Origin of the sequence: Pseudomonas sp. KK18 (assembly GCF_037094675.1) — a bacterium.
Classification (GTDB): Bacteria; Pseudomonadota; Gammaproteobacteria; order Pseudomonadales; family Pseudomonadaceae; genus Aquipseudomonas.
The window spans coordinates 1,522,262-1,542,271 of the sequence record NZ_CP146605.1 but is presented as its reverse complement, the minus strand read 5'-3'; the positions used below and the strand labels follow the sequence as shown (position 1 = coordinate 1,542,271).

Annotated in this window: 19 protein-coding genes; 7 read left to right on the top strand and 12 right to left on the bottom strand. The window is 61.6% G+C overall.

Annotated features, from left to right (window positions below; all coding sequences use genetic code 11):
* Positions 1–49: 49 nt before the first annotated feature.
* The 8 genes from V6607_RS06790 to pcaR form a co-directional block, all read right to left on the bottom strand.
* Complete coding sequence (locus V6607_RS06790; RefSeq protein ID WP_003219818.1) at positions 50–1,345, bottom strand: MFS family transporter; 1,296 nt, start codon at positions 1,343–1,345, stop codon at positions 50–52.
* A 180-nt stretch (positions 1,346–1,525) separates the two neighbouring features.
* Entirely contained in the window at positions 1,526–2,092 is a 567-nt protein-coding gene (gene pcaG, locus V6607_RS06785) for a protocatechuate 3,4-dioxygenase subunit alpha (RefSeq protein WP_003219820.1), read from the bottom strand.
* Position 2,093: 1 nt separating this feature from the next.
* Positions 2,094–2,798: a protocatechuate 3,4-dioxygenase subunit beta gene (gene pcaH / locus V6607_RS06780; protein WP_003219824.1), complete on the bottom strand. Its 705-nt coding sequence runs from the start codon at positions 2,796–2,798 to the stop codon at positions 2,094–2,096.
* Between the two features lie 28 nt (positions 2,799–2,826).
* The gene (gene pcaF / locus V6607_RS06775) at positions 2,827–4,032 is read right to left on the bottom strand and encodes a 3-oxoadipyl-CoA thiolase (RefSeq protein WP_177437410.1); all 1,206 of its coding nucleotides are present in this window, start codon (positions 4,030–4,032) and stop codon (positions 2,827–2,829) included.
* Entirely contained in the window at positions 4,029–4,811 is a 783-nt protein-coding gene (locus V6607_RS06770; protein ID WP_172834582.1) for a CoA-transferase subunit beta, read from the bottom strand. The genes pcaF and V6607_RS06770 overlap by 4 nt, the downstream gene beginning before the upstream one ends.
* Complete coding sequence (locus V6607_RS06765; RefSeq protein WP_003219830.1) at positions 4,808–5,665, bottom strand: CoA transferase subunit A; 858 nt, start codon at positions 5,663–5,665, stop codon at positions 4,808–4,810. The genes V6607_RS06770 and V6607_RS06765 overlap by 4 nt, the downstream gene beginning before the upstream one ends.
* Before the next feature lie 147 nt (positions 5,666–5,812).
* Positions 5,813–7,159: an MFS transporter gene (locus tag V6607_RS06760; protein WP_003219832.1), complete on the bottom strand. Its 1,347-nt coding sequence runs from the start codon at positions 7,157–7,159 to the stop codon at positions 5,813–5,815.
* Positions 7,160–7,307: 148 nt separating this feature from the next.
* On the bottom strand, positions 7,308–8,150 hold the full coding sequence (gene pcaR, locus V6607_RS06755) for a pca regulon transcriptional regulator PcaR (protein ID WP_003219833.1): 843 nt from the start codon (positions 8,148–8,150) through the stop codon (positions 7,308–7,310).
* A gap of 667 nt (positions 8,151–8,817) precedes the next feature.
* On the opposite strand from pcaR, the gene V6607_RS06750 reads away from it, so the two are divergent.
* The 3 genes from V6607_RS06750 (at position 8,818) to V6607_RS06740 (ending at position 11,768) form a co-directional block, all read left to right on the top strand.
* Positions 8,818–9,018 (top strand): hypothetical protein, encoded by a 201-nt coding sequence (locus tag V6607_RS06750; RefSeq protein ID WP_003219834.1) that lies wholly within the window; start codon positions 8,818–8,820, stop codon positions 9,016–9,018.
* Positions 9,019–9,328: 310 nt separating this feature from the next.
* Positions 9,329–10,804 (top strand): inorganic phosphate transporter, encoded by a 1,476-nt coding sequence (locus V6607_RS06745; protein WP_003219836.1) that lies wholly within the window; start codon positions 9,329–9,331, stop codon positions 10,802–10,804.
* Positions 10,805–11,537: 733 nt separating this feature from the next.
* A complete protein-coding gene (locus tag V6607_RS06740) occupies positions 11,538–11,768 on the top strand; it encodes a hypothetical protein (protein WP_166742128.1) in 231 nt (76 codons plus the stop codon).
* On the opposite strand, the gene ccoM is transcribed toward V6607_RS06740, so the two are convergent.
* Positions 11,765–11,881: a cytochrome c oxidase subunit CcoM gene (ccoM, locus tag V6607_RS06735; protein ID WP_003210916.1), complete on the bottom strand. Its 117-nt coding sequence runs from the start codon at positions 11,879–11,881 to the stop codon at positions 11,765–11,767. The genes V6607_RS06740 and ccoM overlap by 4 nt on opposite strands.
* A gap of 143 nt (positions 11,882–12,024) precedes the next feature.
* Positions 12,025–12,333, bottom strand: a complete 309-nt coding sequence (locus tag V6607_RS06730) for a hypothetical protein (protein ID WP_134325857.1) — start codon at positions 12,331–12,333, stop codon at positions 12,025–12,027.
* Between V6607_RS06730 and V6607_RS06725 the strand changes: the two genes are divergently transcribed.
* The 3 genes from V6607_RS06725 to V6607_RS06715 all read left to right on the top strand — a co-directional run bounded on the left by V6607_RS06725 (position 12,320) and on the right by V6607_RS06715 (position 14,944).
* Entirely contained in the window at positions 12,320–13,192 is an 873-nt protein-coding gene (locus V6607_RS06725) for a LysR substrate-binding domain-containing protein (RefSeq protein ID WP_102368259.1), read from the top strand. The two genes, V6607_RS06730 and V6607_RS06725, sit on opposite strands and share 14 nt — an antisense overlap.
* An 88-nt stretch (positions 13,193–13,280) precedes the next feature.
* On the top strand, positions 13,281–13,751 hold the full coding sequence (locus tag V6607_RS06720; protein WP_134325856.1) for a RidA family protein: 471 nt from the start codon (positions 13,281–13,283) through the stop codon (positions 13,749–13,751).
* Positions 13,752–13,756: 5 nt separating this feature from the next.
* Positions 13,757–14,944: an aminotransferase class V-fold PLP-dependent enzyme gene (locus V6607_RS06715; RefSeq protein ID WP_134327633.1), complete on the top strand. Its 1,188-nt coding sequence runs from the start codon at positions 13,757–13,759 to the stop codon at positions 14,942–14,944.
* Here the strand turns inward: V6607_RS06715 and V6607_RS06710 are convergent.
* Positions 14,941–15,282, bottom strand: coding sequence for a hypothetical protein (locus V6607_RS06710; RefSeq protein WP_008430424.1), 342 nt, complete (start codon positions 15,280–15,282; stop codon positions 14,941–14,943). The genes V6607_RS06715 and V6607_RS06710 overlap by 4 nt on opposite strands.
* Before the next feature lie 216 nt (positions 15,283–15,498).
* Between V6607_RS06710 and rapA the strand changes: the two genes are divergently transcribed.
* Complete coding sequence (rapA, locus tag V6607_RS06705) at positions 15,499–18,345, top strand: RNA polymerase-associated protein RapA (RefSeq protein WP_003210909.1); 2,847 nt, start codon at positions 15,499–15,501, stop codon at positions 18,343–18,345.
* 185 nt (positions 18,346–18,530) lie between these two features.
* Here the strand turns inward: rapA and V6607_RS06700 are convergent, their stop codons facing one another.
* Complete coding sequence (locus V6607_RS06700; protein ID WP_134325855.1) at positions 18,531–19,877, bottom strand: MFS transporter; 1,347 nt, start codon at positions 19,875–19,877, stop codon at positions 18,531–18,533.
* Between the last annotated feature and the right edge of the window lie 133 nt (positions 19,878–20,010).

The following is a 20,010-nucleotide window of genomic DNA, read 5'->3' as shown; positions in this document are numbered from 1 at the left end:
AACACATCCCTAGGTGGCGCATACCCGGCAACGGGCACGCGCCAGCCGGTTACAGATCGTGGTGCAAATACGCCGCCTCTTTGGGCAGGCGCAAGCTGAACAGGAACGCCACCGCCATCATCGCCGTGACGTACCAGTAGAAGGTGTTCTCCATGCCCATGGACTTGAGACCCAAGGCCACGTATTCCGCCGAACCGCCGAAGATCGCGTTCGCCACCGCATACGCCAGGCCCACGCCCAATGCACGCACTTGTGGCGGGAACATTTCGGCTTTCACCAAGCCGCTGATGGAGGTGTAGAAGCTCACGATGGCCAGGGCCAGGGTGATCAGCACAAAAGCCAGGAACGGGCTGCTGACGGTTTTCAGGGTCAACAGGATCGGCACGGTGCACAGCGTGCCCAGGGCGCCGAACCACAGCATCGAGTTACGGCGGCCAATCTTGTCCGCCAGCATGCCGAACACCGGCTGCATGCACATGTAGAAGAACAGCGCGCCGGTCATGATGTAGCTGGCGGTCTTGGCGTGCATCCCGGCGGTGTTCACCAGGTACTTCTGCATGTAGGTGGTGAACGTGTAGAAAATCAGCGAGCCGCCGGCGGTGTAGCCGAGCACGGTGATAAACGCCGCCTTGTGATCGCGGAACAGCGCGGCAATGCTGCCGGCGTCCTTGTCTTCACGCATTTCCTTGCTGGTGGTTTCTTTCAGGGTGCGACGCAGCAACAGCGAGATCACCGCCGCAATGGCGCCGATCACAAACGGAATGCGCCAGCCCCAGGCCCGCAGTTCTTCTTCGGTGAGGATCTGTTGCAGGATCACCACCACCAACACCGCCAGCAGTTGCCCGCCGATCAGGGTCACGTACTGGAACGAGGCGAAGAACCCGCGCTGGCCCTTGAGGGCGACTTCACTCATGTAGGTGGCGGTGGTGCCGTATTCGCCGCCGACCGACAGGCCCTGGAACAACCGGGCGACCAACAGCAGGGCCGGGGCCCAGGCGCCGATGTCTTTGTAGGTGGGCAAAAAGGCGATGACCAGGGAACCGGCGCACATCATCAGCACCGAGATCATCATGGAATTCTTGCGACCGTGTTTATCCGCCACCCGGCCGAACAGCCAGCCGCCGATGGGGCGCATCAGGAAGCCGGCGGCGAACACGCCGGCGGTGTTCAGCAGTTGCACGGTGGGGTCGTCCGACGGGAAAAACGCCGGGGCGAAATAGATGGCGCAGAAGGCATAGACGTAGAAGTCGAACCATTCGACGAGGTTGCCGGAAGAGGCACCGACAATCGCAAAAATCCTTTTGCTGCGTTCTTCTCCGGTGTAGTGGCTGGTTTTTGTTGTCATGTTTTTTCACTCAGTGGGAACGGTTATAGCCTAGACATACTTTGCAACAACCATGTTCCGCAAGCAGACTTTTGGATATTTGTTGCCTGGGCCGGCCTCATCGCGGGCAAGCCCGGCTCCCACATTTGGAATGCATTCCCCTGTGGGAGCTGGCTTGCCTGCGATAGATCCGCAGCCCACTCAGTAATCGAAGAACACCGTCTCTTCGTCTGTGCCCTGCAAAATCACATTCCACTGATACACACCCGCCGCATCCGCCTTGGCGATCAACGTGCGGCGGCGCTCCTGCGGCACACACGCCAGCAGCGCGTCATCCCCATTCGCCGCTTCACCGTCAAAGTAAATCCGCGTCAGCAGGTGCTTCACCAGCCCACGGGCAAACACCAGCACCACCAGGTGCGGCGCCTGGGTCGTGCCCTTCAACCCCGGCACACTGCCCGGCTTGATGGTGGTAAAGCGAAAACGCCCTTCAGCGTCCACCGGCACTCGGCCAAAGCCTTCGAAGTTCGGGTCCACCGGTTTGTCCTGCTCATCCTCGGGATGGTCGTACTTGCCGGCCGCATTGGCCTGCCAGACTTCCAGCATGGCGTCGTTGACCACATCGCCATTGCCATCCACCACCTGCCCGGTGATCGCCACGCGCTCGCCGAGGGTGGCCGCAACGGTCAGGTCTTCGCGGTTCAGCCAGGTCAGGCCAATGTGGTAATACGGCCCGACGGTGTGGGAAGTAGTCGCGTTGAGGCTCATCTCATTTCTCCATCGGCGTGGCGTCGCGGCCGCGCAGGACGATGTCCCAGCGGTAGCCGAGGGCATAGTGCGGAATGGTTTTTTCCAGATCGAACGAGGCGATCAGGCGCTCCTTGGCGGACGTGTCCGGGACGCAGTTGTAGATCGGGTCATAGGCCAGCAGCGGGTCACCGGGGAAATACATCTGCGTCACCAACCGCGTCAGCACACTCGGGCCGAACAGCGAGAAGTGGATGTGCGCCGGGCGCCACGCGTTGTGGTGATTGCCCCACGGGTAGGCGCCGGGCTTGATGGTCTGGAACTGGTACCAGCCGTCGGCGTCGGTGACGGTACGCCCGGTGCCGGTGAAGTTCGGGTCCAGCGGTGCGTCGTGCTGGTCGCGCTTGTGGTTGTAGCGGCCGGCAGCGTTGGCCTGCCAGATTTCCACGAGGATGCCGGGAACGGGCAGGCCGTTTTCATCCAGCACGCGCCCGTGAATGATGATGCGTTCGCCCTGGGGCTCGCCTTCGTGCTGGGCGGTCAGGTCGTTGTCCTTCTCGTTGACGCGCTCGGCGCCGATGGTCGGGCCGGTGATTTCCGACAGGGAATGGGGCAGGAACACCAACGGCTTGGACGGCGAACGCAGGTTCGTCGACTGGTAGGCCGGGTGCAGGTAGTCAGGCTGAGTACCCGCTTGCGGGCGCCGGTATCCGGGCTTGTCACTCATGGAGCAATCCTCTTTATTCTTGTGGGTCTCAAACGCGTTCGATCGCCAGGGCCAGGCCTTGGCCCACACCGACGCACATGGTCGCCAGGCCTTTGCTGCCACCGGTTTTTTCCAGCTGATGCAGCGCGGTCAGTACCAGGCGCGCACCGCTCATGCCCAGCGGATGGCCAAGGGCAATCGCGCCGCCGTTCGGGTTGACCTGCGGTGCGTCGTCGGCAATCCCCAGCTCGCGCAGCACGGCCAGGCCTTGGCTGGCGAAGGCTTCGTTGAGTTCGATCACATCGAAATCAGTTACCGCCAGGCCCAGGCGTTCCACCAGTTTGCGCACCGCCGGCACCGGGCCGATGCCCATCACACGCGGCGCCACACCGGCGCTGGCCATGCCCAGCACCCGGGCGCGGGCGGTCAGGCCGTGTTTTTTGACGGCTTCAGCAGAGGCCAGAATCAGCGCGGCGGCACCATCGTTCACACCAGAGGCGTTGCCTGCGGTGACGGTCTTTTCCGGACCATTGACCGGCTTGAGTTTGGCCAGGGCTTCCAGGGTGGTATCGGCCCGTGGATGCTCGTCGTGCTCGACCACGGTTTCGCCTTTTTTGTGGGCGACGCGCACCGGTACGATTTCTTCGGCGAAGAAACCGGCGGCCTGTGCAGCGGCAGTACGTTGTTGGCTGCGCAGGGCGAAGGCGTCCTGGTCGGCGCGGGAGACTTTATAGTCGTCGGCCACGTTGTCAGCGGTTTGCGGCATCGGGTCGACGCCGTACTGGGCCTTCATCAACGGATTGATAAAGCGCCAGCCGATGGTGGTGTCTTCCAGCTTCATGTTGCGCGAGAACGCCGCATCGGCCTTGCCCATCACGAACGGCGCGCGGGACATCGACTCGACGCCACCGGCAATCGCCAGTTCCATCTCGCCGCTGGCGATGGCGCGGAAGGCCGTGCCGATCGCGTCCATGCCCGAAGCGCACAGGCGGTTCAGGGTGACGCCGGGGATGCTCTCCGGCAGGCCGGCCAGCAATGCCGCCATGCGCGCCACGTTGCGGTTGTCTTCGCCGGCCTGGTTGGCGCAGCCGAGGAACACTTCGTCCACAGCGCTCCACTCCACCGACGGGTTGCGCTCCATCAGCGCCTTGATCGGCAGTGCCGCCAGGTCATCGGCGCGCACGTTGGACAAGCCACCGCCAAAACGGCCGATGGGGGTACGAATGGCGTCACAGATAAATACGTCGCGCATCAGGCTTCTCCGGGGGCTTGGCCGTGGGCGGCAGCGGTGCGTGCCTCAAGGTCGCGCAGGGCAGTCAGTTCAATCTCGGTGGGTTCGGCGCTGGTGGTCACCTGGTCGGCAAAACGAATCGCCCAACCGGTGGCGGCCACTACTTGCTCACGGGTCACGCCGGGGTGCAGGGCGGTGACGACAAATTCGTGGCTGCCCTCCTCCGGCTCCATGATGCACAGGTCGGTAATAATCCCTACAGGACCGGCGCCTGGCAGACCCAGGCGTTTGCGCGAGTCACCGCCTTCGCCGTGGCCGACCGAAGTGATGAAGTCCAGCTTGTCGACAAACGAGCGGGCCGACTGCTTGAGGATGATCAGCACGCTCTTCGCGGAGCCGGCGATCTCCGGCGCGCCACCGGCACCTGGCAGGCGCACTTTGGGCTGGTGGTAGTCACCGACCACGGTGGTGTTGATATTGCCGAAACGGTCGACCTGGGCCGCGCCGAGGAAGCCGACGTCAATGCGCCCGCCCTGCAGCCAGTAGCGAAAAATCTCACCGGTCGGCACCACGGTGTCAGCGGTTTCAGCCAGCTCGCCGTCACCGATGGACAGCGGCAGCACCGAAGGCTTGGCGCCAATCGGGCCGGACTCGTAGATCAGCACCACATCCGGCGACGACGTCAGGCGCGCCAGGTTGGCAGCCTTGGAGGGAAGGCCGATGCCGACGAAGCACACCGAACCGTTCTTCAGGCGGCGCGCGGCGGCGACGGTCATCATTTCGTTGGTCGAGTAAGCCATTATTTGGCCTCCTGCGCGGTGGCCAGCTTGGCCTGGAATTCACTGAAATTGGCGGTGCCGTGGATGTATTCGTTGATCCACGCAGTAAACGTCTCACGGTCCCGGGCGATGGGGTCCCAGGCCTGGTAGAAACGGTTGTCACGTTCGGTGTAACCGTGAGCGTAGGACGGATGCGCGCCACCCGGCACATGGCACACGGCAGTCAGGGCCCAGGTCGGCAGCACGCAGGCGTTCATCGGCGCGTTGAGGTCGTCGACGATTTCTTCAACGGTAACGATGCAGCGCTTGGCCGCCAGGGCCGCTTCCTTCTGCACCCCGAGGATGCCCCACAGCAGCACGTTGCCCTTGCGGTCAGCCTTTTGCGCGTGGATCACGGTGATGTCCGGGCGCACCGACGGCACGGCCGCCAGTACTTCACCGGTGAAGGGGCAGGTCACGGTCTTGATCAGCGGGTTGACCTTGGGCAGGTCGGAGCCGGCGTAGGCGCGCAACACCGCGAATGGCAGGCCGGAGGCACCGGCGACGTAGGCATTGGCCAGGTCGGCGTGGCTGTGCTCTTCGATCTCCAGCGGTTGCGGCCATTGCTTTTCAACGGCGTCCCGCAGGCGATGCAGTGAACCCACGCCCGGGTTGCCGCCCCAGGAGAAAATCAGCTTGCGTGCACAGCCGGCGCCGATCAACTGGTCGTAGATCAGGTCAGGCGTCATGCGCACCAGCGTCAGGTCTTTCTTGCCCTGACGAATGATTTCATGACCTGCCGCCGTAGGGATCAGGTGAGTAAAGCCTTCGAGTGCAACGGTGTCGCCGTCATTCACGAACTGCTTTACCGCATCAGCCAGCGAAAGGATTTCAGCCATGGGGTGGGCTCCCGGTATCGATCGAAAAAGGCGCTGGAGGCAGCGCCGAAGTGCTTGAAGATTAAGCCGGGGGTCGGGGCCAAACAATCCGATAATCGACTGAGTGTTCGATTATCGAACGGATTGTTGTCTTGCTATCGGTCCGTTTCAGGTAGCGTCGGCATGGCTGACCATGCCCTTGATCACCACCGCGGTGGTGGCCAATGCCGCCGGGATCACCAGGGCGGTCAGCACCTGTTCGAAGTTCCAGCCCAGGCCCAGCAAGGTCGCGCCCATCCACGCCCCGAGGATCGCGCCGAAGCGGCCGATGCCGAGCATCCACGACACGCCCGTGGCGCGGCCCTGGGTCGGGTAGAAACGTGCGGCCAGCGACGGCATCGCCGACTGCGCACCGTTGACACACATGCCGGCAATCAACACCAGAGTCGCCAGCAGCGTGATATTGCCCAGGCTCTGCCCCACCGCGTAGGCAAACACCCCGGCCAGCAGGTAGAAGGTACCGATGACCTTGTGGGGATTGAACCGGTCCATCGCCCAGCCCACGCCGACCGCACTCAATACGCCGCCAAACTGGAACAACGCACCGATAAACGCGGCCTGTTCCATGCTGGCGCCGCTGTCGCGCATCAGGGTCGGCAGCCAACTGGTCAGCAGGTAAACAATCACCAGGCCCATGAAATACGTCAGCCACAACAGCAAGGTGCCGGCGCTGTAGGTGCCGGAGAAGATCACCGCGAACACGTTGCGCGCCTTGACGGTTTTCTGTTCGGGCACGCTGAAGCTCGAGGCCTGGGCGACGATGCCCGGCTCGATAGGCGCCAGGGTCTTGCGCACCTTGTCGGTGCCGCGATTGCGCACCACCAGGTAACGCGCCGACTCCGGCAGCCAGAACAGCAGCACCACCGCGAGGATCAGCGGCAACAGGCCGCCGATCATCAGCAGGCTGTGCCAGCCATACGCCGGGATCAGCTTGGCCGAGATAAACCCGCCACCGGCCATGCCCAGGTTGAAGCCGCAGAACATGCTGGTCACCAGCAGCGACTTATGGCGTTCCGGGGTGTATTCGGAGAGCAGTGTCGTGGCGTTCGGCATGCCGGCGCCCAGGCCGAGACCGGTGAGGAAGCGCAGGATCAGCAGTTGATCGACGTTGCTGCTGTAGGCCGAGGCCAGGCTGAAGGCCCCAAACACCAGCACCGCCCCCACCAGCACCACCTTGCGCCCGAAGCGGTCGGCGAGTGGGCCGGAGCCCAGGGCGCCGAAGACCATGCCGATCAACGCGGCGCTCATCACCGGGCCGAGGCTGGCGCGGTCGATGCCCCAGTCCTGGGACAGCGCCGGGGCGATAAAGCCCATGGCGGCGGTGTCGAGGCCGTCGAGGAAGACGATGAGAAAACACAGGATCACCACTCGCCACTGATACCGCGACAGCGGCTGGGCGTTGATGAAGGACTGAACGTCCAGGCAAGTACCGACAGCAGGTGAAGGCTGATTCATTATTTTTATTTCCACACCGATGGGCGGGCGAACGACCTTGAGTCGTCATTATTATTGGGGCGGCGCCTTGAAGCGCTGCCGCACATTAATAAGCCTTGGGAAACACCGTCAATTCATCCAGCCGGGATCTGTGCGGTCACCGAACAGCTTACGCAAACAGCTGCGCACTCAGCTCCTGGCTGGCACTGAGCATGCTCGGCAGGAAACGCTGCTCCAGCTCGCTGCGGCTGACCCGCCCGGCATGGGTGCTGACGTTCAGTGCCGCCAGGACCTGGCCCGAAGCGTCGTACACCGGCACGGCGATGGAACGCAGCCCTTGCTCCAGTTCCTGGTCGACAATGCACCAGCCCTGCTGCCGCACTTCCTGCAGGCATTCGAGCAAGGCTTGCGGGGTGGTGAGGGTGCGGCTGGTCTTGGTTTGCAGGTCGGCGTGGTCGAGGTAGTCCTGCAGCGAGGCGTCATCCAGCGCCGCCAGCAGGATACGGCCCATGGAGGTACAGTAGGCCGGGAGACGGCCGCCCACGGAAAGGTCGACGGAAATCAGGCGTTGGGTGGTGGCGGAGCGGGCAATGTAGAGGATGTCATCACCTTCCAGGGTTGCCATGTTGCACGCCTCGTGGAGCTGCTCGCTCATGCGGTCCAGGTAAGGCTGCGCCGAAACGGCCAGGGGCGTGGACGACAGGTAAGCGTGGCCGAGGGTCAGCACCTTGGGCAACAGCGAATAGGTACGCCCGTCGGTGGTGGCGTAGCCGAGTTTGATCAGGGTATGCAGGCAACGGCGTACGGCAGCGCGGGGGATTTCCGTGCGGTGGCTGATCTGGGCGATGGTCAGGTGGCGCTTGCGCTCCTGGAATGCCTGCACCACGGCCAGGCCGCGTGCCAGGGAGGTCATGAAATCCGGATCACCGGTAAACGCCTGGATGCGCTTGGCCGGTGACGCAACGATCGGCGGCGCCACTGATGCGAAGGAGTTGCGCAATTGATCGTTCATTTGGGGTCCTTTCTCTTATTTTTAACCGCTGCGGGAGGGTGACCGCTATTACAAGCCGCCGTGCAATGGCTGCACAAGGCAGGGCAACCAACATTGGGCGATTATCGGACGGTCATTCGATTATCGCAATTTGTCACCGCCGACCGGTGCCGGAACCCCTCTACATCCATTTGAGTGCCTTTCAGAATCGACTGATGTACGAGAGAAGTTAAGGTTGATTAACGCCTGTAGAACATTGCACGATTTATGGCGCCAATAGTTCAGCAAATACCCCACACACCTGCGTAACAAAACCCTCACACAAAGTTGACGATTTTTAACTTGTTGGCGATAGTGTTATTCAAGCGCGTGGCTATAATGCATCCTGTGCAGGAGCCAGCCTCGCCTGACCCCGAGGATAGATTTCACCCAGTCGTGCACCGGCTGCGTGCAGGCTCCGCCGCAAGTACCTGACACACATTTCGAATGCCTGCCAACTGCTTGTGGCTGTGACAAGAAAACTGTTGCTACGACAACTGCTCTTCTCCGGTATCGTGGCCGCGTGCAATAAAGAAGTGGTTTTTCCTGTATACCTTTCCACGCTGATCTTCAGATTGACGGTATACCGGGGGCGACTTCCCGGCATCGCGTTTCGCCGGAATCAAACTCAACTCAATTAGGTAACAATGTGACGAAAGACGAACTGCGCGCGGAACTTGAGCGCCAGGAACAACGTTACAAGGATGTTTACGGCGGGGAAGTCACCACCTACGCCGCCCAGCCAGAACCTGAACGCAAGCCATGGCGCAAACGAGCCAGCCTGCTCGACCAGGCCTTTGCCCAGGAAATCCAAAAGATTGAACAGGACCTCAAAGCCGAAGAGCCATAAGCGTTTCGGGTTGAGCTTCCAAAGGTGCCATCTCTCTGCCAGTACCACCCTGGTGGAGGGAAGCCCGTTATGTGGCCTTAGCGAAATTTCATACGATTGTTTCAGTTATTCCCTTCCGGCGCTTTATCCCGCGAATTTGATGGATCCTCCATATAAATCAATCACTTGCCAAAGCCCCGAAAACACCGGGATGCACGCCTCCCCCCCATTTTTTTTCGTTGAAGAATGTTACCGATGAGCAGCTAGTGCATTGATTACCGATGTTTTCTGGCATAATCGCGCCCCCTTACGACCGGGTCAGAAAACCTTCATGATCGATTTATTCAGCGGACTGGATGCTTGGGTTCTAGTGAGCCTGTTGCTCGCCCTGGCCTTTGTCCTCGCCTTCGAGTTCATCAATGGCTTTCATGACACCGCTAACGCGGTTGCCACAGTCATCTATACCAAAGCCATGCCTCCGCATCTGGCCGTGTTCTTCTCCGGGGTGTTCAACTTCCTCGGCGTGTTGCTCGGTGGGGTCGGTGTTGCGTATGCCATCGTGCACCTGCTGCCGGTGGAGTTGCTGATCAATGTGAACACCGGCCACGGTCTGGCCATGGTCTTCTCATTATTGGCAGCGGCGATCACCTGGAACCTCGGCACCTGGTATTTCGGGATCCCGGCGTCCAGTTCCCACACCCTGATCGGTTCGATCCTCGGTGTCGGCCTGGCCAACGCCCTGATCAACGACATTCCCCTGGCTGACGGCGTCAACTGGCAGAAAGCGATCGATATCGGCGCTTCGCTGGTGTTCTCGCCGATGGCTGGTTTCGTGGTTGCCGCCCTGGTGCTGCTGGGCCTGAAATGGTGGCGCCCGCTGTCGAAGATGCACAAGACACCGGACCAGCGCCGCAAGCTCGACGACAAGAAGCACCCGCCGTTCTGGAACCGCCTGGTCCTGGTGATTTCGGCGATGGCCGTGAGCTTCGTGCACGGCTCCAACGACGGGCAGAAAGGTATTGGCCTGATCATGCTGGTACTGATCGGTATCGTGCCGGCGCAGTTCGTACTGGACCTGGGCAGCACCACTTACCAGATCGAGCGCACCCGCGACGCCACGCTGCACTTGAATCAGTTCTACCAGCGCAATCAAGAAACCCTCGGTGAGTTCCTGGCCCTGGGCAAAAGCGTGAAAGACGATTTGCCGGGCAAGTTCCAGTGCAATCCGCAGCAGACTGAACCGACGATCAACGCCCTGCTGGGGACCTTGAAAGGTGTCTCTGACTACCATTCGTTGACCGCCGAGCACCGGATTGAAGTGCGTCGTTATCTGTTGTGCCTGGATGACACCGCGAAGAAGGTGGGCAAGTTGCCAGGCCTGGATGCGCGTGAGAAGTCGGACCTGGACAAGTTGCGCAAGGACCTGACGGCGACCACCGAGTACGCGCCGTTCTGGGTGATCCTGGCGGTGGCACTGGCCTTGGGCCTGGGCACCATGGTGGGCTGGAAGCGTGTGGTGCTGACCATTGGTGAGAAGATCGGCAAGCAGGGCATGACGTATGCCCAGGGTATGTCGGCGCAGATCACCACGGCCAGCATGATTGGCTTGGCCAATATCTTCAGCTTGCCGGTTTCCACGACCCATGTGTTGTCTTCGGGTGTGGCGGGGACCATGGTGGCGAACAAGAGCGGGCTGCAAGGTGGCACCGTCAAGACCATTCTGATGGCTTGGGTGTTGACGCTGCCGGCGACTGTGGGCCTTTCGGCCGGGTTGTTCTGGTTGGCTTCCAAGGCTTTGGGTAGCTGACAGCTCTTGGGCTTGTGAAGAGGGTGCGACCTGTGAGGGTCGTGCCTTTTTTTATGGCTGGGGTTTGGGTGTATATCCGTTATTTAGGTAACGGCCACTTATGGTTCCGCTCTTACAGCGGCTCACTTTTGAACAGCGCAAAAGTAAGCAAAACGCTCTTGCCCCACCACTCGGCACCTCGCCTAGGCTCGGTGTTCCCTCACTCCGGCTTTGGACCGTGGGCCGCCGTCATGGGCCATCCTTGGCCCAGGACGGCTAACCCGGCGTCCTGCCGGGTTACCCACGCTCCAAAGCCTGCGTTCGGCCAGCGTGGTTTAACGGGGCGCCTAAGATCAAAATCAAGATCAAAAGCAAGAGCACAGCGGCCTCCCGGCCGGCTTGAGTGTTTAAAAGCCAAATCAAAAACTAAAGCGGGCACGGTCCACTGTAGGAGCTGGCTTGCCTGCGATGGCATCAACTGGGTGTACCTGATGCACCGAGGTGTCTGCATCGCCGGCAAGCCAGCTCCTACAGAAAAGCAGAGCCACCCCGCCCGTAGCAGCTGTCGAGCGCCAGCGAGGCTGCGTGCTGTTGATCTTGATCTGCTTTTGATTTTGATCTGCGGGCCCCGTCAACCACGATGGCCGCAAGTAGGCACGGTGGAGCGGGTAAATCGGCAAGGATGCCGATTTAGACGCGCCGGGCCATGGATGGCCCGTCGCGGCGGCCCGCGGAGCCGTGCCGGAGTGCGGGCATGCCGAGCCTAAGCGAGGCACCGAGTGGTGGGGCAAAGCGTTTTTTGGTTACTTTTTTAGGCGTTTGTAAAAAAGTGACCCGCTGTAAGAGCGGAACCATAAGTAGCCGTTACCGCAGCAACGGATATGTACACAAATCAAAAAATCAAAAACAAAAAATCCAAAACAAAAAAAAGGCGACCGAAGTCGCCCAAAATGCCTTGCGTGCTCATGTATCCGAAAAGACCTAAGGCCTCTTACGCTTATTAGCGTCTTTCCAGATAAAAATTCCAAACCCTACAAAGAACATCACCATGAGGCCAACCGTCAGCACTCCGGCAAACACCACATTATCGAAAAACATGACCGGCCTCCTGCACTTGCCCTGTTGCGATAGGGCTAAGTTAACCAAGAAGACGAAAGAAGAAATTGACGAGGATCAATGTCGCCCGCGACGGAGCGTAAAGAAGGGAAATAACTGACCTGCATCAAACGATGCAGGCTATATCAACGCTTTTTCGGTTTGCTTTTCGGCTTTTTCTTGGGCTTCCCCAACGGCATCGCCTGTTCAAACGCCTGGCGCACTTCATTCAGTCGCTTGTCATTCAGATCATGAACACGTTTGGCCCGTTCGGCATTCAGGTCAATCAGCTTGTCATCGTCACTCATGGCTTGGCTTACGTAATGGCTTGGATGCCCCAATAATGCGTCCTGCGCCAATCCCGCGTAAACAAAATCGATGTCATCGCGCGCATTTGCCCGCAAAATCCCCCCATCCCAACCCTCACACAGAGCGTTCGACGTGGCACTGCACAAGGACCTTCCTCCACTCCTGGCCCTGCGCGCCTTTGAGGCCGTGGCCCGGCATTTGAGTTTTATCAAGGCCGCCGCCGAGCTGTCAGTGACCCAAAGCGCCCTCAGCCATCAAGTGCAGAAACTCGAACAGCACCTGGGCAAACCGCTGTTTATCCGACGCACCCGCGCCATCGATCTGACCGAAGACGGCCAACACTACTACGACCAGATCCGCCCCGCCCTCGACACCATCGCCGCCGCCACCCGCCAGCAGCAAACACCGCCCGCCACCAGCGTACTGCGCGTCGGCCTGCTCGCCTCGTTCGCCACTTTGTGGCTGGCACCGCGCCTGGCGGGGTTTCTCAGCCGCTACCCACACATCCAGGTGGAGTTGGTGCCGGCGATTCAGCTGGCAGATGTCGCCGCCGCCGAGGTCGACCTGGCGATTCGCTACGGCAAGGGCGACTGGACCGACGTGCAGGCCACGCGCCTGATGAGCGAAACACTGTCACCCGTCTGCAGCCCGGCGTTCAAGGCCAGCCAACTGGCCAATGGCCCGCTGCTGATGGCCACCTCGCACCGCCCTTTCGAGTGGACCGACTGGTCCCGGCATTATCAGGTGGATGTGGAGCACTACCCCAAGGCGCTGCTGCACGACTACAACATCGTGGTCGAAGCCGCCGTCGCCGGCCAGGGCATCGCCATGGGCCGCCACCGCCTGATCGAACGCAGGCTCAAGGAGGGCACATTGGTGGAAGCCTTCGACTGGCCGCCCTATCAAAGCGAGATCGGTTACTGGCTGATTGCCCCGCATGGCGAAACCAGCACGGCGGCCGCTTGTTTCAGTGAATGGCTCAGGGAAATCTGCGCTGACGCATGAGTTATTTCGATACGTCGAGTTAAATCTATCCGTTTGTCGGCGAAAATCGCCCCGCCCATGCTGAAGACTCTTTCCAAGAGGATTCATCATGAGCCACTCCATCTCACAACGCGTACAAGCCCTCGGCCTGAGCCTGCCGACACCCAGCCAGCCGATTGCCAACTACGTCAATTACGTGATCAGCCAGAACCAGCTGTTCATCTCCGGCCAAATCCCGCTGCTGGACGGCAAACCGACTTACATCGGAAGACTCGGCGAATCCATCAGCGAAGACGAAGGCGCCAAGGCCGCCGAACTCGCGGCGCTGGGCCTGCTGGCACAATTAAGCGATGCCCTGGGCGATGACCTGTCGCGACTGGTGCGCATCATTCGGTTGGGCGTATTTATCGCCAGCAGCGGTGATTTCCAGCGCCAGGGTGCAGTCGCCAATGGCGCTTCGAACTTGCTGGTCAACGCCCTCGGCGACAAAGGCCGGCATGTCCGTACGGCCGTGGGCGTCGCCAGCTTGCCGGGCGGCGTAGCCGTGGAGATCGACGCGATTTTCGAGTTGCAGCCGTGACTGCGCTGTCCCTGACCGAGGTCCGGGAGTTGCGGGACGAAACGCCGGGCTGCCAGTCCGGCATCGTCCACTTCAACCACGCCGGGGCCTCCCTGCCCAGCCAAGGGACGCTTGATGCAATCATTGACCAGTTGCAGCGCGAAGCCCGCGACGGCCCGATGGAGGCCGGCGAACACGGTGCACTGCTGACAGAAAAAGCCCGTCGCGCCGCCGCGCAACTGCTCAATGCGCCCGTGTCATCGATTGCCTTCGCCAGCAGTGGCTCGACCGCCTGGAGCATGGCGTTCCAGGCGTTGGGCCCGTGGCAGCCAGGCGACCGCATTCTGGTGGGCCGCCACGAATGGGGCGGCAACCTGGCGAGCATGCAGACGGCCGTGCAATCGGGTGCACAAGTAGAAGTGATCCCCTGCGATGAAACCGGCGCGGTATCCGTCGCCGGCCTGGAAGCCATGCTCGACGCCCGGGTGCGGTTGATCGACCTGACCTGGCTCCCCGCCAACAGCGGCTTGATCAACCCGGCCGAGGCCATCGGCGCGTTGGCCAGGCGTCATGGCATTGCCTATTTCATCGACGCCGGGCAAGCCATCGGCCAGGTGCCGGTGGATGTGCAAGCGCTGCACTGCGATGTGCTCAAGGGCGCCGGGCGCAAGCATCTGCGCGGCCCACGCGGGACCGCCCTGCTCTATGTGCGGCCGGATTTTCTCGAGCGCTTGAACCCTGCCCAACGCGATGTGTTTTCGGCGCCCTGGAGCCCTGCGGGATTTGACTTGCGCAACGACGCCCGGCGCTTTGAAACCAGCGAAGTGTCATTCGCCTTGCTGGCAGGCCTGGGCAATGCGTTGCTGGAGGTCAATCGATTGGGGATCGAGCGGGTCCGCGAGACAGTCCGGCTGTTAAGCGACACAATCCGTGAACAATTGCGCCGAATCGACGGGATTACCTTGCATGACCTGGGAACCAGCGCAAACCAGTCCGGCCTGATCGCGTTCAACCTGGCCGGCTGGGACGCCTTCGAGCTCAAGCGCCGCCTGGGCCTCAAGCGGATCAATATCGGTGCCAATGGTGTGCCCTACACTCCACTGGACATGCAGGCCCGCGAGCTGGACAGCGTGGCGCGAATCTCCGTGAGCTACCTCAATACGGCGCAAGACATCGAGCAACTGATCGCCGCCCTGCGCGAACTGCGGGATTAAACCTCGACGTCCACCCACAAGCCTTGCCGTGGTGCGTCTTCAATCAACGGCACCACCGGCACGGTGTTGTCGGCGTTGAGTTCGTCACCGGGAACAGCCAGGTGCTCCTGCGAGTCTTCATCGGCTTCGCGGCGACGCTTTTGCTGTTCCTGCTGGCGACGCTGCTCCTCGCGCAGCAGCAAAGCCGCTTCCTCGGGATCGCGCTTTTGCAAGTCGATGGTACTTTCGTTGGAGCCTGGCTGAACCGGCGCCACGGGCGGGATATCCGGCTTCTGGCGCACCGGGTCAAGCTGCGACGTGACCGGCACAACACTCAAGGGCAGCATGGGTGGCAGCATATTATTAGTCTCCTGTTCAGCAGACTGTCGGCTGCGTGGGTGACGACTTGAGCGTCAAGCCGCCAACTTGTGAACCAATCGTCATCTATCCGACGAAGATACCGCCCTTTTTCTTGCCGCTTGTAGCTTAAAGCTCGAAGCTGCACCTATTCCTTTTGGTCTGGAAGCCGTGTTCCGTTAGAATAGTCGGCTTTTTCACGGCGGGAGTCAGGCAGCATGGCGCAGCAGTATCAACCGGGGCAACGCTGGATTAGTGACAGCGAAGCAGAGCTGGGGTTAGGCACCGTTCTGGCACAGGACGGCCGCTTGTTAACCGTGCTCTATCCGGCCACTGGCGACACTCGCCAGTATGCGCTACGGAATGCGCCCCTCACTCGCGTGAGGTTTTCGCCGGGTGACACCATCACCCATTTCGAAGGCTGGAAAATGACCGTGCAAGAAGTCGACGACGTCGACGGCCTGCTGGTCTACCACGGCCTCAATGGGCAAAACGAGCAGGTCACCCTGCCGGAAACCCAGCTCTCGAACTTCATCCAGTTCCGCCTGGCCAGCGACCGTCTGTTCGCCGGCCAGATCGACCCGCTGCCCTGGTTCTCCCTGCGCTACCACACCCTGGAACACACCAGCCGCCAGTTGCAGTCCTCGCTCTGGGGCCTGGGCGGCGTGCGTGCGCAACCGATCGCGCACCAATTGCACATCGCCCGTGAAGTCGCCGACCGTATCGCGCCGCGGGTTCTGCTGGCGGACGAAGTGGGCCTGGGCAAGACCATCGAAGCCGGCCTGGTGATCCATCGCCAGTTGCTGTCGGGTCGCGCCAACCGCGTGTTGATCCTGGTGCCGGAAAACCTCCAGCACCAGTGGCTGGTGGAAATGCGCCGCCGCTTTAACCTGCAGGTCGCACTGTTCGATGAAGAGCGCTTTATCGAAAGCGATGCCACCAACCCGTTCGAAGACACCCAGCTCGCGCTGGTGGCCCTGGAATGGCTGGTGGACGACGAGAAGGCCCAGGACGCGCTGTTCGCGGCCGGCTGGGACCTGCTGGTGGTCGACGAAGCGCACCACCTGGTCTGGCACGAAGAAAAAGCCAGCCCCGAGTACTCTCTGGTGGAACAACTGGCCGAAGTGATTCCGGGCGTGCTGCTGCTCACTGCAACCCCTGAGCAACTGGGCCAGGACAGCCACTTCGCGCGCCTGCGCCTGCTGGACCCGAACCGTTTCCACGACCTGCACGCCTTTCGCGCCGAGAGCGAAAACTATCGCCCGGTGGCCGAAGCCGTCCAGGAGCTGCTGGACAAGGGCCGTCTCTCGCCCGCCGCCCACAAGACCATCCAGGGCTTCCTCGGCGACGAAGGCGAAGCGCTGCTGACCGCCGTCAACGATGGCGACGCCGAAGCCAGTGCCCGCCTGGTCCGCGAACTGCTGGACCGCCACGGCACCGGCCGCGTGCTGTTCCGCAACACCCGCGCCGCGGTGCAAGGCTTCCCGGAGCGCAAGCTGCACGCCTACCCGCTGCCGTGCCCGGACGAATACCTCGAGCTGCCCCTGGGCGAGCACGCCGAGCTGTACCCGGAAGTCAGCTTCCAGTCGCAGCCGGACGTCGATGAAGAACAACGCTGGTGGCGTTTCGACCCGCGCGTCGAGTGGCTGATCGACCAGCTGAAGATGCTCAAGCGCACCAAAGTCCTGGTGATCTGCGCCCACGCCGAAACCGCCATGGACCTGGAAGACGCCCTGCGCGTGCGCTCCGGCATCCCGGCCACGGTGTTCCACGAGGGCATGAACATCCTCGAGCGCGACCGCGCTGCCGCCTACTTTGCGGACGAAGAATTCGGCGCCCAGGTGCTGATCTGCTCGGAAATCGGCAGTGAAGGCCGCAACTTCCAGTTCTCCCACCACCTGGTGCTGTTCGACCTGCCGTCCCACCCGGACTTGCTGGAACAGCGGATCGGCCGTCTGGACCGGATCGGCCAGAAACATGTAATCGAACTGCACGTGCCGTACCTGGAAACCAGCCCGCAAGAGCGCCTGTTCCAGTGGTACCACGAGGCGCTGAACGCGTTCCTCAACACCTGCCCGACCGGCAACGCCTTGCAGCACCAGTTCGGCCCGCGCCTGCTGCCGCTGCTGGAAAACGCCGACGACGGCGAGTGGCAAGGGCTGATCGACGAAGCCCGTGCCGAGCGCGAGCGCCTCGAAGCCGAACTGCACACCGGCCGCGACCGTTTGCTGGAGCTCAACTCCGGCGGCGCTGGCGAAGGTGATGCGCTGGTGGAAGCGATCCTTGAGCAAGACGACCAGTTCACCCTGCCGATCTACATGGAAACCCTGTTCGACGCCTTCGGCATCGACAGCGAAGACCATTCGGAAAACGCGCTGATCCTCAAACCCAGCGAAAAAATGCTCGACGCCAGCTTCCCCCTGGGCGACGACGAAGGTGTGACCATCACCTACGACCGTAACCAGGCGCTGTCGCGCGAAGACATGCAGTTCATCACCTGGGAACACCCGATGGTGCAGGGCGGCATGGACCTGGTGCTGTCCGGCTCCATGGGCAACACCGCAGTGGCGCTGATCAAGAACAAGGCGCTCAAGCCGGGCACCGTGTTGCTGGAACTGCTCTACGTCAGCGAAGTGGTTGCTCCGCGTTCGCTGCAGTTGGGCCGTTACCTGCCGCCGGCGGCACTGCGTTGCCTGCTGGATGCCAACGGCAATGACCTGTCGGGCCGCGTGTCGTTCCTGACCTTGAACGACCAGCTGGAAAGCGTGCCGCGGGCCAGCGCCAACAAGTTCGTGCAGGCCCAGCGCGACCAGCTGACGCCGCGGATCAACGCCGGTGAAGAGAAGATCGCCCCGCGTCACGCCGAGCGTGTGGCCGAGGCTCAACGTCGCCTGGCGGCGGATACCGACGAAGAACTGGCGCGCCTGACCGCGTTGCAAGCGGTCAACCCGACCGTGCGCGACAGCGAACTGGTTGCCCTGCGCCAACAGCGCGAGCAAGGCCTGGCGATGCTCGACAAGGCGGCGCTGCGACTGGAAGCGATTCGGGTGTTGGTCGCGGGCTAACTTCGCCGCCCTACCCTGACAAACAAAAAGGCCCGCGCAATGCGGGCCTTTTTTATTCACTGTAGACATCGTTGTTATTGATGACCTCTTCGCGAGCAAGCCCGCTCCCACATTTGACCGAGTTCCATCTTGAGAATGCGGTCAAATGTGGGAGCGGGCTTGCTCGCGAAGGCGTCACCTCGGTCTCAGGCAGTAACCGCCCTGGCCGGCACCTCCGCCACCCCCAACCCATCCTTCATCCGCTTGGCATCGCGCACAAAACTGCGGGACGCCTGGAACAGAAACAGCATGGTCAAAAACAGCGCCACCGGAATCAGGTACATGGCGTCATGCAGTCCCACCGCCTTGTAAGCCTCGGTCATCTGCTGGGCACCGTCGGCATACATCGCCGAATGGGCAAAATGATCCGACAACCCGCCCACCACAATCGGCCCCATGCCCCCGCCCAGCAAATACAAGCCGGCGAAGAACAATGCCATCGCCGTCGCCCGCAGGCGCGGCTCGACCACGTCCTGGATCGCCGTGTACACGCAGGTGTAGAAGTTATAGGCAAACAGCCAGCCGACACTGAACAGCGCCACAAACACACCAATCTCGATCCGCCCCGCGTGCAACGCCCAGGCAGTGGTCACTGTAGAGATAATCAAACTGCACGCCGCGAACAGCAGCCGGCCGTTAGCGATACGTTGATGGATCTTGTCGGCAATCCAGCCGCCCAGAGTCAGGCCCACCAGGCCGGTAATACCGACGATGACACCGGTGGCGACTGCCGCATCCTGCAACGGCAGCAGGAAATAGCGTTGCAGCATCGGCACCAGGAACGAGTTGCAGGCATAGGTGGCGAAGTTGAAGCACAACCCGGCCAGCACCAGCCAGAGGAATGTCGGCACCGCCAGCACCCGGCGAATCGGCCGGTCGACTTTCTCCTGGGAGACTTGCACGGCTTCCGCCGCGCCGCGCTTGGGTTCCTTGATGTAGAACATGAACACCGCAAGGATCAGCCCCGGCACCGCGGCAATAAAGAATGGCGCACGCCAGCTGTCGAACGCCTTGACCATCGCACCAATGGTGAAGAAGGCCAGCAGCAGGCCCAAGGGCAGGCCCAGCATGAAGATCCCCATGGCCCGGGCACGGCGGTGGGCGGGAAACAGGTCACCGATCAGCGAGTTTGCCGCCGGCGCATAACTGGCCTCGCCGATGCCGATGCCCATGCGCACCAGCAAAAAGGTCCAGAAACTGCCCACCAGACCATTGACCGCTGTCAGGCCACTCCACGCCGCCAGGCCCCAGCCCATGAGTTTGCTGCGCGAGCCGGTATCGGCCAGGCGCCCCAGCGGCAAGCCGGCAATTGCATAAACAATGGTGAACGCGGTACCGATGATCCCGAGCTGGAAGTCGCTGAGGTGCCACTCCATGCGGATCGGCTCGATGATGATCGCGGGAATGGTGCGGTCGAAAAAGTTGAACAGGTTGGCCAGGAACAGCAGGAACAGAATGCGCCAGGCATTCGCCGCTTGGGTCGAGTTCTGCATGGGTCCGTCTCTTTTATTGTTATGTGAGCCGCGATGCCAGACGCATCCTGAGCCCGGAACCTGCAATCTAGTCAGCCTCGTGGGGATTGTCTGTAATGATTCGTAAGTCTGATGTCACTCCATCGGGCGACCC

What these genes read in the sequence shown, in the direction of transcription:
- V6607_RS06710 (WP_008430424.1), bottom strand. Translation starts at nt 15,282, where the DNA reads ATGCTGCCACCCATGCTGCCCTTGAGTGTTGTGCCGGTCACGTCGCAG.
- V6607_RS06745 (WP_003219836.1), top strand. Translation starts at nt 9,329, where the DNA reads ATGATCGATTTATTCAGCGGACTGGATGCTTGGGTTCTAGTGAGCCTG.
- rapA (WP_003210909.1), top strand. Translation starts at nt 15,499, where the DNA reads ATGGCGCAGCAGTATCAACCGGGGCAACGCTGGATTAGTGACAGCGAA.
- V6607_RS06700 (WP_134325855.1), bottom strand. Translation starts at nt 19,877, where the DNA reads ATGCAGAACTCGACCCAAGCGGCGAATGCCTGGCGCATTCTGTTCCTG.
- pcaG (WP_003219820.1), bottom strand. Translation starts at nt 2,092, where the DNA reads ATGAGCCTCAACGCGACTACTTCCCACACCGTCGGGCCGTATTACCAC.
- pcaR (WP_003219833.1), bottom strand. Translation starts at nt 8,150, where the DNA reads ATGAACGATCAATTGCGCAACTCCTTCGCATCAGTGGCGCCGCCGATC.
- ccoM (WP_003210916.1), bottom strand. Translation starts at nt 11,881, where the DNA reads ATGTTTTTCGATAATGTGGTGTTTGCCGGAGTGCTGACGGTTGGCCTC.
- pcaH (WP_003219824.1), bottom strand. Translation starts at nt 2,798, where the DNA reads ATGAGTGACAAGCCCGGATACCGGCGCCCGCAAGCGGGTACTCAGCCT.
- V6607_RS06760 (WP_003219832.1), bottom strand. Translation starts at nt 7,159, where the DNA reads ATGAATCAGCCTTCACCTGCTGTCGGTACTTGCCTGGACGTTCAGTCC.
- V6607_RS06720 (WP_134325856.1), top strand. Translation starts at nt 13,281, where the DNA reads ATGAGCCACTCCATCTCACAACGCGTACAAGCCCTCGGCCTGAGCCTG.
- V6607_RS06790 (WP_003219818.1), bottom strand. Translation starts at nt 1,345, where the DNA reads ATGACAACAAAAACCAGCCACTACACCGGAGAAGAACGCAGCAAAAGG.
- V6607_RS06765 (WP_003219830.1), bottom strand. Translation starts at nt 5,665, where the DNA reads ATGGCTGAAATCCTTTCGCTGGCTGATGCGGTAAAGCAGTTCGTGAAT.
- V6607_RS06740 (WP_166742128.1), top strand. Translation starts at nt 11,538, where the DNA reads ATGCCGAGCCTAAGCGAGGCACCGAGTGGTGGGGCAAAGCGTTTTTTG.